11 protein-coding genes are annotated in these 12,033 nt (G+C 62.8%); 2 read left to right on the top strand and 9 right to left on the bottom strand.

The genetic code is table 11. The annotated features are described in order from the left end of the window. Positions 1–23 precede the first annotated feature (23 nt). Positions 24–470: an SsrA-binding protein SmpB gene (smpB, locus tag ACTJK4_RS15815; RefSeq protein ID WP_232042732.1), complete on the top strand. Its 447-nt coding sequence runs from the start codon at positions 24–26 to the stop codon at positions 468–470. 21 nt (positions 471–491) lie between these two features. Here smpB and ACTJK4_RS15810 read toward each other — a convergent pair whose 3' ends face one another. The 3 genes from ACTJK4_RS15810 to ppsA form a co-directional block, all read right to left on the bottom strand. After that, on the bottom strand, positions 492–1,418 hold the full coding sequence (locus ACTJK4_RS15810) for an SPFH domain-containing protein (RefSeq protein WP_102067135.1): 927 nt from the start codon (positions 1,416–1,418) through the stop codon (positions 492–494). 49 nt (positions 1,419–1,467) lie between these two features. Beyond that, a complete protein-coding gene (locus ACTJK4_RS15805; RefSeq protein WP_440818336.1) occupies positions 1,468–1,893 on the bottom strand; it encodes an NfeD family protein in 426 nt (141 codons plus the stop codon). A 165-nt stretch (positions 1,894–2,058) separates the two neighbouring features. Next, positions 2,059–4,446 (bottom strand): phosphoenolpyruvate synthase, encoded by a 2,388-nt coding sequence (gene ppsA / locus ACTJK4_RS15800; RefSeq protein WP_316868936.1) that lies wholly within the window; start codon positions 4,444–4,446, stop codon positions 2,059–2,061. Between the two features lie 230 nt (positions 4,447–4,676). Here ppsA and ppsR point away from each other — a divergent pair, with 230 nt between their 5' ends. Continuing rightward, positions 4,677–5,528 carry a posphoenolpyruvate synthetase regulatory kinase/phosphorylase PpsR gene (gene ppsR / locus ACTJK4_RS15795; RefSeq protein WP_232043002.1) on the top strand — a complete coding sequence of 284 codons (852 nt, stop codon included), beginning with the start codon at positions 4,677–4,679 and terminating at the stop codon, positions 5,526–5,528. 69 nt (positions 5,529–5,597) lie between these two features. Here the strand turns inward: ppsR and ACTJK4_RS15790 are convergent, their stop codons facing one another. The 6 genes from ACTJK4_RS15790 to lpxB form a co-directional block, all read right to left on the bottom strand. Next, entirely contained in the window at positions 5,598–6,494 is an 897-nt protein-coding gene (locus ACTJK4_RS15790) for a metal-dependent hydrolase (RefSeq protein ID WP_260802532.1), read from the bottom strand. Between the two features lie 30 nt (positions 6,495–6,524). After that, positions 6,525–8,333 carry an SDR family oxidoreductase gene (locus tag ACTJK4_RS15785; protein WP_440818335.1) on the bottom strand — a complete coding sequence of 603 codons (1,809 nt, stop codon included), beginning with the start codon at positions 8,331–8,333 and terminating at the stop codon, positions 6,525–6,527. 17 nt (positions 8,334–8,350) lie between these two features. Then, positions 8,351–9,244, bottom strand: coding sequence for a M24 family metallopeptidase (locus ACTJK4_RS15780; RefSeq protein ID WP_440818334.1), 894 nt, complete (start codon positions 9,242–9,244; stop codon positions 8,351–8,353). A gap of 143 nt (positions 9,245–9,387) precedes the next feature. Then, the gene (locus ACTJK4_RS15775) at positions 9,388–10,170 is read right to left on the bottom strand and encodes a TrmH family RNA methyltransferase (RefSeq protein ID WP_414560597.1); all 783 of its coding nucleotides are present in this window, start codon (positions 10,168–10,170) and stop codon (positions 9,388–9,390) included. A 22-nt stretch (positions 10,171–10,192) separates the two neighbouring features. Next, positions 10,193–10,891 (bottom strand): ribonuclease HII, encoded by a 699-nt coding sequence (gene rnhB / locus ACTJK4_RS15770; protein ID WP_440818332.1) that lies wholly within the window; start codon positions 10,889–10,891, stop codon positions 10,193–10,195. A 4-nt stretch (positions 10,892–10,895) separates the two neighbouring features. Then, positions 10,896–12,029, bottom strand: coding sequence for a lipid-A-disaccharide synthase (gene lpxB, locus ACTJK4_RS15765; RefSeq protein WP_440475966.1), 1,134 nt, complete (start codon positions 12,027–12,029; stop codon positions 10,896–10,898). Between the last annotated feature and the right edge of the window lie 4 nt (positions 12,030–12,033).

Below are 12,033 nucleotides of genomic sequence, written 5' to 3'. Positions count from 1 at the left end.
GCGCGCACCGCATATTCCAACGTATGACCATCGCCGACAACAAGAAGGCCTTTTTCGATTACTTCATCGAAGAGCGCTACGAGGCAGGCATGGCTCTCGAGGGCTGGGAGGTGAAAGCCATCCGGGCCAACCGTGCGCAGATCAAGGAAGGCTACGTCGTCATCCGTAACGCCGAGCTGTTCCTGATCGGGGCCCATATCAGCCCGCTGCAATCGGCCTCCACGCATGTCCATCCAGACCCCGTGCGCACCCGCAAGCTGCTGCTGCACGCCGAAGAGATCAAGAAGCTCATCGGCAAGGTGGAGCAGCGCGGCTACACGCTCGTGCCGCTCAACCTGCACTACACGCGCGGCCGAGTGAAGTGCGAAATCGGTCTCGCCAAAGGCAAGAAGCAGTTCGACAAGCGCGAAACCGAAAAGAACCGCGACTGGCAGCGCGAAAAAGCCCGCCTCATGCGCGAGAAGGCTTGAGCCCTTTCGCTCGCCGAGCTTTTACGCGCTCGGCCGCTGCTGCTTCACAATCGTCAACGCTGACGCAATCATCGTGCTCAGGTCGCCCATGTTGCCCGGCACGATGAGCGTGTTGCCCTGCTTGGCCAGGTTGCCGAACGCACTCACATACTCTTCCGCCACTTTCAGGTTGACGGCATCGACACCGCCCTCGGTGCGAATGGCCTGACCGATCTTCTGGATCGCCTGGGCGTTGGCTTCGGCCACCGCCAGAATCGCCGCCGCTTCGCCCTGCGCCTTGTTGATGGCGGCCTGCTTTTCCCCTTCCGATTTCTGGATGGCCGCCTCGCGCGCACCGGATGCCAGGTTGATCTGCTCTTGGCGCTTGCCTTCGGATGCGGCGATCAGCGCACGCTTTTCGCGCTCTGCCGTGATCTGCGCCTGCATGGCGTGCAGGATTTCCTTCGGGGGCGTCAAATCCTTGATCTCGTAGCGCAGCACCTTCACGCCCCAGTTCGATGCCGCCTCATCCAACGCATTGACCACGCTGTGGTTGATGAAGTCGCGCTCTTCAAACGTCTTGTCCAGTTCCAGTTTGCCGACCACCGAGCGCAGCGTCGTCTGCGCCAACTGGGTAATAGCGATCACGAAATTGCTCGAGCCATACGAGGCCCGCATCGGGTCGGTCACCTGGAAGTACAGAATGCCGTCCACCTGCAGCTGCGTGTTGTCCTTGGTGATGCAGATCTGGCTCGGCACATCAAGCGGGATTTCCTTGAGCACGTGCTTGTAGGCCACCCGATCGACAAAGGGCAGCACGATATTGAGCCCGGGCGAAAGCGTCGCGTGATACTTGCCCAGCCGCTCCAGAATCCAGGCGTGCTGTTGCGGCACGATCTTGATGCCTTGTGCGATCAGCACAATGGCGGCAAACAGGACGATGATCGCGAGAGTCCCCAGCTCGAACATAGAACCTCCGTGGTTGAGCTTGTTGGTTGTTTTGGATGCTATTTGCGTGCTATTTGGGTGCGACGACGAGCACGTTGCCGCGCACTTCGACGATGCGGAATTCGCCAGCGGTGGCCGGCGCATGCGGTGCCAGTTCGACATCCCACGCGGCGCCGCGATACTGCACGCGCGCGCGGCGCTCTGGCGACCAGGCATCGACACGCAAAGTCTCGCCGATATCCAGATTGACGTTGCGATTGCGGGCGGCATTCTCGCGCGTGGTCCGCCCGTAGCGCGTGCGCCGCAGCCCGACGATGCCGAACACCGCCACAATCGCGGCCACGATGGCCTGGGCGGGAAACGTAAGGCCGATCAGCGCGCCAAGTCCGCCGGCGACCAAGCCGATGACCACCATCAGCAGATAGAACGTCCCCGTCATTAGCTCGCCGATGACGAGCAGCACGGCCAGAGAAAACCAGACGGTCTGAGCCGACATACTCCCTCTCCCGAAATCCCATAAAAAAACCCCCGCGACGCTGCACGTCCGCGGGGGCATGTCGCTCGGCCCCCGCCAGCGTTGGACGCCACCGGGCACTTCGCGTTCTTGTTGGCGCATACCCGTCAGGATACGCGCCGTGTCTTACGACACTCTAGGCCGGCATTAAACCGAACCGAGCTTCTGCCACGTGTCGATCACCGAATCCGGGTTCAGCGAGATCGACGAGATGCCTTCCTTGGCCAGCCATTCGGCAAAATCCGGGTGATCGGACGGGCCTTGACCGCAGATACCGACGTACTTGTTCATCGACAGGGCCGTGGAAATGGCACGCTGCAGCATGAACTTGACCGCCGGATCGCGCTCGTCGAAGTCCTTGGCCAGCAGCTCCATGCCGGAGTCGCGGTCCAGACCCAGCGTGAGCTGCGTCAGGTCGTTCGAACCGATCGAGAAACCGTCGAAATGCTGCAGGAACTGCTCGGCCAGGATCGCGTTGGACGGCACTTCGCACATCATGATCAGACGCAGGCCGTTCTCACCGCGCTTCAGGCCGTACTTGGCCAGCAGCTCGACAACCTTCTCGGCCTGGCCGAGCGTACGCACGAACGGCACCATCACTTCGACGTTGGTCAGGCCCATCTCGTCGCGCACGCGCTTCATGGCGCGGCACTCCATCTCGAAGGCTTCGGCAAAGTCTTCAGCGATGTAGCGCGAGGCGCCACGGAAGCCCAGCATCGGGTTTTCTTCGTCCGGCTCGTAGCGCGAACCGCCGATTAGCTTCTTGTACTCGTTGGACTTGAAGTCCGACAGGCGCACGATCACGGGCTTCGGATAGAACGCCGCCGCGATGGTGGCAATGCCCTCGGCCAGCTTGTCAACGTAGAAAGCACGCGGGCTGGCATGGCCGCGGGCCACGCTTTCCACGGCCTTCTTCAGGTCGCTGTCGACCTGCGGGTAGTCGAGGATCGCCTTCGGATGAACACCGATGTTGTTGTTGATGATGAATTCAAGGCGGGCCAAGCCCACGCCGCCGTTCGGGATCTGGCAGAAGTCGAACGCCAGTTGCGGATTACCGACGTTCATCATGATCTTGGTGCTGATCGTCGGCATTTCGCCACGCTGGACTTCTGTGATTTCGGTTTCCAGCAGGCCATCGTAGATCTTGCCTTCGTCGCCTTCGGCACACGAGACCGTCACCAGCGTCCCGTCCTTCAGCAGGTCGGTCGCATCGCCGCAGCCAACGACCGCCGGCACACCCAGTTCACGCGCGATGATGGCTGCGTGGCAGGTACGGCCGCCACGATTGGTGACGATGGCCGAGGCACGCTTCATCACCGGTTCCCAGTTCGGGTCGGTCATGTCGGCAACCAGCACGTCGCCTGGCTGCACGCGCTCCATTTCAGCCGGGTCGTTGATGACACGCACCGGGCCCGTACCGATCTTCTGGCCGATAGCGCGACCGGTGGTCAGCACCGGCGCCGAACCCTTCAGGCGGAAGCGCTGCTCGACCTTGCCGTGCGCCTGGCTCTTCACCGTCTCCGGGCGGGCCTGCAGGATGTAGATCTTGCCGTCCTTGCCATCCTTGCCCCATTCGATGTCCATTGGGCGGCCGTAGTGCTTTTCAATGATGACGGCGTACTTCGCCAGCTCTGCCACGTCGGCATCGTTGATGGAGTAGCGGTTGCGGAGTTCGCCCGGCACGTCGACGGTCTTCACGCGGCCTTCTTCGCCCGGCGCGGTGAATTCCATCTTGATCAGCTTGGAACCGATCGAGCGGCGGATGATCGGGTACTTGCCGGCGGCCAGCGTCGGCTTGAAGACGTAGAACTCGTCCGGGTTCACAGCGCCCTGCACCACCGTTTCGCCCAGGCCGTAGCTGGAGGTGATGAAGACGACATCCTGGAAGCCCGATTCGGTGTCAATCGTGAACATCACGCCCGAGGCGCCGCAGTCCGAGCGCACCATGCGCTGGATGCCGGCCGACAGGGCCACCACGTCATGGGCGAAGCCCTTGTGCACGCGGTACGAAATCGCGCGGTCGTTGTACAGGGAGGCAAACACGTGCTTGATCTTATCGAGCACGTCGTCGATGCCGAGCACGTTGAGATAGCTCTCTTGCTGACCGGCGAACGAAGCGTCCGGGAGGTCTTCTGCCGTGGCCGAAGAACGGACCGCGAACGATGCCTCGGCGCCTTCGCGGGCGGCCACGCGAGCGTACGACTCGCGAATCTCCTGCTCCAGACGCGGCTGGAACGGTGCGGTGGCGACCCACTCGCGGATCTCCTTGCCGGCGGCAGCCAGCGCCTTGACGTCGTCGACGTCGAGGCTGGCCAGACGCTGCGAGATGCGTTCGGTCAGATTGTTGTGTGCAAGGAAATCGCGGAATGCCAGTGCCGTGGTGGCAAAACCGCCCGGAACGCGCACGCCGGCGCCATCCAGCTGGGAGATCATCTCGCCCAGCGAAGCGTTTTTACCGCCGACAACCTCGACATCGGTCATCCGCAATTGCTCGAACGGCAGCACATAGGCGCCGTCTTGCGACAGGTTAGTCATACAAGCCCCTAAACTAAGTGAAAAACCGGTCGGATGCGCACGGGGCTTTCTTCTTGTCGTCTGGCCGCGCGAATCGCTTGGCTAAATCATCCGGAAGCCCTGCCAGGACTGCCGCGATGGCATTGCCTGGCGGGCGATTGGCCCGAATTGCTTAGCTAAACGATCGCCGCTATTCTACCGTGCCGCAGCACGATTTCCTGCCGGCGTGCTGGAAAAACCCCTCGTTTTCGATGACCGACCTCGCCACCGCATCTCCCAACCGCACACCGTTCCGCACCGTTTTCATCGTGTCGGATGGCACCGGGATCACCGCAGAGACCTTCAGCCACTCGATCCTGGCGCAGTTTGAGATGAAATTCCGCCAGGTGCGGATCCCGTTTGTCGACACGATCGACAAGGCGCACGTTGCAGTCGCAAAGATCAACGAGGCCTTTCACGTCGAAGGGGTGAGGCCGATCGTCTTCACCACGTTGGTGGATGCCGAGGCAAACGAGATCGTCCATCGGGCCAAGGCCACCATCCTGGACATGTTCCAGACCTTCATCGAGCCGCTCGAGAGGGAGCTGAACCTCAAGTCCACCCACGCCATCGGCCGGTTTCACCAGAACGCCGACACCGAGGCGTACAAGAACCGCATTGAAGCGATCAATTTTTCACTTGCCCACGATGACGGCCAGTCACACAAGAACCTGGCCGAGGCGGATGTGATCCTGGTGGGGGTATCGCGCAGCGGCAAGACGCCGACCAGCCTGTACCTGGCAATGCAATACGGCGTGAAATCGGCCAATTACCCGCTCATTCCGGACGATTTCGAGCGCGGCAAGCTGCCCACGGTGCTGTACGACTACAAGAACAAGATTTTCGGCTTGTCGATCGATCCACAGCGCCTGTCGGAAATCCGCAATGAACGTCGCCCAGGCAGCAAATATGCCGCGCTGGAAAATTGCCGGTATGAAGTCAACGAAGCCGAATCGATGATGCGGCGCGAGGGCGTCAAGTGGCTGTCGTCGACGCACAAGTCGATCGAGGAAATTGCCACGACGATCCTGCAGGACATCAAGATGGATCACAACAACTACTGAGCGAGCACGCTCAGACCTCAGACACAACGGCCGGCCTTGCACCGGCCGTTTTGCTTTTCTGCGGCCCAGTCAGGCGCGATCGCGCACCCAGTTACCGCCATGCGCCGCGGCTTGCGCAGCCGGCGATGTTTCCAGGTAGGCCAGCGCCTGCTCGGTCGATCCCTCGTGATGCGGCGTATAACTGGGCCGGAAATAGCGCAATGCGGCCCCCAGCATTTTCCAGAACGATGGCAGGCAGTTGCGCCGCGAGCCGTGCCACCACCCACGGACAAAGCCAGGGAACTTGCCCGCGCCCGGATCCCGCTTGTACATGAAGCGAAAGCCCGTCACCAGGAAGTACAGCAGCAACAGGATCGTGGTCAGCATGTGGAAGCAACGTTCGAGATACGTGCCGCCCATGTGCCGGAAGATGTCGAACGCGACGGTGCGGTGCTCGACCTCTTCTGCGCCGTGCCAGCGCAGCAGGTCGAGCATGACGGGATCGGCGCGGGCGGCATCCAGCCCCTTTGCGTTGAGCACCCAGTTGCCCAGATAGCCGAAAAAGTGCTCAAGCGCGGCGATGATGCCCAGTTGCTGCCGCAGCCAGAAGCGCGTGTGGCCAATCTTCAGGCCCAGCGGCTGTTCGCCGAGCACCTTGGAGAAGAGCCAATCGAGGCGCTTGGTGAAGGCCTGGGTGTCGATACCGTGGTCTTTGTAGTAATGCGTCAGCACGCCGCCATGCGAGCGCGAATGGACCGCCTCCTGGCGCAGAAAGCCCTCCGCGTCGGCGCGCAGCTTCGCGTCGGTAATCAGCGGCAGCGCCTTGTTGTAAACGCGGCAGAACCACAGTTCGCCGGCGGGAAACAGCAGGTTCAGGATGTTGATGATGTGCGTGCTGGACGGATCGCCGGGAATCCATTGGATGGGCGTGTCCTTCCAATCGAAACGGACGTGGCGGGCCTTGATGAAGTAATCGGGCGCGGTCATGGTGGTCTCCTGATGTTCTTGTCTGCGGGATCAATGCCCCGCCATGCTCACGCGCGCGATCAACCGGCTGAGCCACTGCGCATAGCGCGAGATGAAGCGCGACGAATGCGCCTCGATGCCGATCGTGACAACAGGCTTGTTGCGCTGAACCGCCCTGAACATGGCTTTCGCGACGGTCTCGGGCTTGAGGCCGCGCAGTTGGTAGAGCTTGGTCGCGCGGGCGCGCAGTTGGGCCTGTTGCGCCTCGGTCGTGCCGGTGTAGACGGTGGAAGCCATGATGCCGGTCTCGGCAAAACCGGGGCAGATGGCCGACACGCCGATGCCCTGCCCGGCAAGCTCGCCACGCATGCATTCGGACAGCATCAGCACCGCGGCCTTTGTCGTTGCATAGGCGGCAAGATCGCGCGATGGTGCAAAGGCCGCCGCCGATGCAGTGTTCAGGATGTGCCCGCCCTGCCCGCGCGCCCCCATCTGCTTGGCAAACAGCCGGGCGCCATGGATCACGCCCCACACGTTCACGTGCAGGATGCGTTGCCAATCGCGCTCGGACGTGTCGACAATGCCACCCGCCATGCCGATGCCCGCGTTGTTGACGACGATGTCGGCGCCACCCAACTCCTTGCCGACCCAATCGACCAGCGTTTCCATCTGCTCGCCGTTGCCGACGTCGACGGTACGCGCCCACGCCTTGCCGCCGGTGAGGCGGATGAGTGTGGCCGTGCGTTCGGCATCTTCGGCGCAGATATCGACAGCCACGATCGCCGCACCCTGCTCCGCGAATTCCAACGCCGCGCAACGGCCAATGCCGCTGCCAGCCCCCGTGATGACGGCCAGCTTGCCGGAGAACGGCTTGCGACCGCCCTGCTGACGCGCGCGTTGCAGTGCTTCGGATTCCGGCTTGCCCTCGGCATGCTCGATCAGTTCGCGCGCCATTTCCGCCATGCGTGCGGCATGCGTGACGGGCAGCCAGTGCCGCGCTACCACTTCACGGCGCCAATACTGCGGCACCCAGCGCGAGAGATCTTCCGACAATGCCGGACTGACGTATTTGTCCAGCGTCGGCACGATGACCTGCACGGGCGCGTGTGCGACACGGTTGCGCGGCGTGAACAGGCTGCGGATGAAATTGGCACGATACAGCGAGACACCGCGCACGCCATCGGCCGTCTGCGTGGCGCGCGGCACGATGGCGGTCTTCTCAACACGGCGCAGCACACGCGGCCACGCGCGCCCGAGCCACAGGCGCCAACTGAGCTCCGGCACGATCGGCAAATGGAACAGCAGCACGTACCATGAGCGCACGAGCTGCCCCAGCATCTTGCCCAGCGACGACGGTGTCGGCCGCAACAGCCGCGCGCGCATCCAGTGCCCGACGTGGTCCAGGCATGGGCCCGAGCACGACGTGTATGACGCGATGCGTCCACGCAGGCGCGCTTCCGTCACGAACTCCCACGACTGGATCGAACCCCAGTCGTGCGCGATCAGGTGCACGGGTTTGCCTGGGCTCAGCGCATCGATCACGGCGATGAAGTCGTCGGTCAATCGCGCGAAGGTGTAGTTGCGCATTCCCTTGGGCGAACTCGACTTGCCGGCACCGCGCACGTCGTAGGCAATGACGTAGTAATCGCGCGCGAGCAGCGGTGCCATCTCGTGCCAGACCTCGCTGTTGTCGGGGTAGCCGTGCACGAGTACGACGGTCGGATGCGCCGGGTCGCCCCAGGTCTTGGCGGCGAGTGAGACGCTGCCGGATTGCACGGTGCGCTCGGCGTATTCCTTGGTCGGAAACGCTGCAGCCGGCTCGAACAATGCCAGCGGAGCCTCTTCAAGAAGCGTCTTCATGTGAGCCTCCTCGCGCATCAGGCGGCGCGCTGCTGCGCAAGCTGGCGCTGCTGCGCAAGCTGGCGTTGCTGCCAGCGGCGCACGTGCGGCAGATCGTCGTCGAGCCAGTAGGCGTCGTCTTCGGTGATGACGAGCAGCTCTTCGAACTTGGCACCGACGCCATGGAAACCCAGGTGCGGCTCAACGGCCCACAGGCCCGGCACCGGTGCGTGTTCCGATCGACGATCGATCGACCACAGTGGCGACCATCCTTCCTGCTTGCCGCTACGCACCTGGTCGAGGATCAGATTGCGCGTGGCATTCAACCCGAACCGCGCAACGAAACGCGGCTTGGATGGGCTGTCGAGCTTGGCCACACGATGCGCCAGTACTTTGAATGGATACGCCTTGTGGCGTGGCTCCACGCCCTGCTTCATGCAAAGCTGGTCCACCGCACGGGCCACATCCGCCATCGACCGACGCTCGCGGATCAGGCGCACGATCAGCTCACGATGCGCCATCAGGTCGTCCTGCAGCTGGTCGAGGATGGCGTTTTCGCCGAGGCACATGGCATAGCCCACATCGGCGATCACGCCATTGCGCACGGGCGCCACGTCGAGGATGACCGGCATGTTCTCCTCCAGCCGCCGCGACGACGGAAAGAACGCCAGGTTGAAGCCGGCCATGTGCGTGAGGCCTGAAAAGCCCTGGAATGCCGTGCGATCGCCAAACCAGGCGAACGGCTTGTGCAGCCAGTCGTGCACGCCACGATCGCCGAGCCACTCAGAGAGCAGCTTGGCTGCGTCCTTCTCGGTCATACCCGGGCGAAGCATGCCGCCGACGGCTTCGACGCACGCGTAGGCGAGTTGCTGGATTTCGCGAAACTGGGCGAGTTCGTCGACATGGACGCGCGCCAGGGTGGGGTTCGGCATGCCGGTCTCCTTGAGTGTGGGTATTCGAGGGTGCTCAATGGCACCGCGCCCAATGTTCCATTACTCAATGGCAAAGTCAATGCGGGACTTTTCTGGCGTTTGAAAACACCATGTGACCGGTAATCGACAGCAAACGGAGAGGTTTAGCCCGCGCGGCGTTGTCGCACGGCCTCAAACAGACAGATGGCTGCTGCGGCAGCCACATTGAGCGATTCCATGCCGCCCGGTTGCGGAATCGTCACAGGCGTCGTCACGGCAGAAAGCCATTCTTCTGACACGCCCGCACCCTCGTTTCCGAACACCCAGCCGACGGGCGCCTTGAGCGGCACGTCAAATACAGCCTGCTTGGCGTGCGACGACGTCGCCAACAGCGGCACCTGAAGACGCGAATGCACGCTCTCGAACGTGCAGTGTTCAACGATGTTCAGGTGGAAATGCGCGCCCATGGCGGCGCGCAACGTCTTGGCCGACCACGCGAACGCGCAGCCCGGCGTCATGAACACATCACGCACGCCGGCAGCAGCCGCACAGCGAAGGATAGACCCGACGTTGCCAGCATCCTGAATGCCATCAAGAATCACGCAGTCCGCATCAATGGTTTGCGGCAACTTGCCTTCCGGCGTTTCAACCAGGGCCATCAGATCAATGCCGTTGACGACGGTGGTCAGTTGGCCAAACAGGTTGTCGGCCAGCAGGATGACGGTGTCCGGATCGACGCGATCCAGCACCGCAGCCACTTCCGGGTGCCGGATATGGCGCTCCGACACCAGGCATTGCGCTGGCGTGTGGCCTGCATCCAGATACGCCACAACCAGATGCACGCCGTCGAGCACGGACTGCCCTGCACGCCGACGATGCTGGGTTGAGCCCGAAAGCGCCTTGAGATGCTTGAACACCGCGTTGTCGCGGGAAGTGATGTGCTTCACGAATGGGCCCAGCAGAAAAAGGTCAGTCGTCCCAGGCGCTGCCTGCAGCGGTGGTGTCGGCGCTGATCGCGCTCATCCCCTCCAGCGCACGACGCACGGGCGCGAACGAACGGCGATGATGCGGCGTCACGCCATGCAGGTCGATCGCCGCAAGATGCTGCGGCGTGCCATAACCGGCATGGACGTCAAAACCATAGAGCGGAAACTCGACATGCAGCGCCGCCAATTGGCGGTCACGCGTCACCTTCGCCAGGATGGATGCCGCCGAAATAGCCGGCACCAGCGCATCGCCCTTGACGATGGCCTCCACCGCAAACGCCACCTGGGGGCACCGATTGCCGTCCACCTGCACGAGATCAGGCAGCGTGCCCAATGCGGCCACGCCGTGCACCGCACGCTGCATGGCGAGCATGGTCGCGTGCAGGATGTTGATGCGGTCAATTTCCTCGACGGTAGCTTCCGCGACATGCCAGGCGAGCGCCTTTTCGACGATTTCCTCGTAGAGCGCTTCACGCTTCTTGGCGGTTAGGATCTTCGAGTCGGCCAAGCCTTTAATTGGCTTGCGCGGATTGAGAACGACCGCCGCAGCCGTCACTGGTCCGGCCAAAGGCCCGCGACCAGCCTCGTCCACACCACAGAGGATGCGACGCGCACGCTTGGCCGCTGGCTCTTGCGAGAGCGCCAGGCCAAGCTGGTCGGGATTGGGTTTGCGGGAAGCCATGGACTCAAAGCTTACCGCGACTGCGCAGCAGATCGACCACGACTTTCGCGCCGATCTCCGCCATGTTCTGCTTGAGCGTCAGGTGCATCTGCGTGAAGTGTTCACGCAGGAACATGGCGTTGCCATGGTCGCTCAGTTGCAGCAGCGTCTCGCGTGCGAGTGCCTCAGGCGTCGCGTCATCTTGCAGCAGCTCCGGCACGACAAAGCGGCCGGACAGGATGTTCGGCAGCCCCACGTACGGCAGATAGCCCTTGCGCTTCATGATCTGCGCCGTCAGCCAGGGCACCTTGTAGGTGATGACCATCGGCTTCTTGTACAACGCTGCTTCCAGCGTGGCCGTACCGCTGGCAAGCAGGATGACGTCAGCCGCTTCCATGGCGGCGTGCGACTGGCCATCGACGACCCACAGATGCAGGCCTGGGTGCTCCGCGCGCATGGCATCAATGCGCTCGCGCAGCGTCGCATTGGCCGCCGGCAGCACGAACGCCAGATCCGGTTCGACCGCCTGCATGCGCGACATCGCCGCAAACAGCGTCGGCCCGAGATGCTTCACTTCAGAATTGCGGCTGCCCGGCAGCACTGCAATGACTTTACGGCCCAACGGCAGGCCGAGGCGCGTACGTGCGCCTTCGATGTCCGGCACCAGCGGAATCTCGTCCGCCAGCGGATGCCCGACGTACGTGGCCGGAATGCCGGCCTTGGCGTAAATCTCGGGCTCGAACGGGAACAGGCAGAGGATATGGTCGACCGCGCGGGCGATCGTCTTGATACGGCCGGCACGCCACGCCCAGATCGACGGGCTCACGAAATGCACCACGGGCACACCCGCCTGCCGCATGGCGATCTCGACGTTGAAGTTGAAGTCGGGCGCATCGACCCCGATGAAAGCCAGCGGCGGCTTCTCCAGCAGATCTTGCTTCAGCTCCTTGCGGATCGAGAGAATCTCACGCAGTTGGCCGAGCACCTCAACATAGCCGTTGACCGACAGCTTGTGCATCGGCCAGTTCGACTGGAAACCCTGCTCCGTCATGCGGGCCCCGCCGATGCCGTTGTAGGCAATGTCGGCAGGCAGTTGTGCGTGCAACCCCTTGAGCAGCAGCGAGGCCAGCAAATCGCCGGAAGCCTCGCCGGCCACCATGCCG

Source organism: Ralstonia sp. 22111, from assembly GCF_052045895.1.
Lineage (GTDB): Bacteria > Pseudomonadota > Gammaproteobacteria > Burkholderiales > Burkholderiaceae > Ralstonia > Ralstonia wenshanensis.
The sequence above is the reverse complement of the archived record's forward strand: the minus strand, read 5'-3'. Positions and strand labels throughout refer to the sequence as shown.

Excerpts from the sequence above, each read along its gene's own strand:
- lpxB (WP_440475966.1), bottom strand. The coding sequence starts at position 12,029 with ATGGTGGCCGGCGAGGCTTCCGGCGATTTGCTGGCCTCGCTGCTGCTC.
- ACTJK4_RS15785 (WP_440818335.1), bottom strand. The coding sequence starts at position 8,333 with ATGAAGACGCTTCTTGAAGAGGCTCCGCTGGCATTGTTCGAGCCGGCT.
- ACTJK4_RS15810 (WP_102067135.1), bottom strand. The coding sequence starts at position 1,418 with ATGTTCGAGCTGGGGACTCTCGCGATCATCGTCCTGTTTGCCGCCATT.
- ppsR (WP_232043002.1), top strand. The coding sequence starts at position 4,677 with ATGACCGACCTCGCCACCGCATCTCCCAACCGCACACCGTTCCGCACC.
- smpB (WP_232042732.1), top strand. The coding sequence starts at position 24 with ATGACCATCGCCGACAACAAGAAGGCCTTTTTCGATTACTTCATCGAA.
- ACTJK4_RS15780 (WP_440818334.1), bottom strand. The coding sequence starts at position 9,244 with ATGCCGAACCCCACCCTGGCGCGCGTCCATGTCGACGAACTCGCCCAG.
- ACTJK4_RS15790 (WP_260802532.1), bottom strand. The coding sequence starts at position 6,494 with ATGACCGCGCCCGATTACTTCATCAAGGCCCGCCACGTCCGTTTCGAT.
- ppsA (WP_316868936.1), bottom strand. The coding sequence starts at position 4,446 with ATGACTAACCTGTCGCAAGACGGCGCCTATGTGCTGCCGTTCGAGCAA.
- ACTJK4_RS15805 (WP_440818336.1), bottom strand. The coding sequence starts at position 1,893 with ATGTCGGCTCAGACCGTCTGGTTTTCTCTGGCCGTGCTGCTCGTCATC.
- rnhB (WP_440818332.1), bottom strand. The coding sequence starts at position 10,891 with ATGGCTTCCCGCAAACCCAATCCCGACCAGCTTGGCCTGGCGCTCTCG.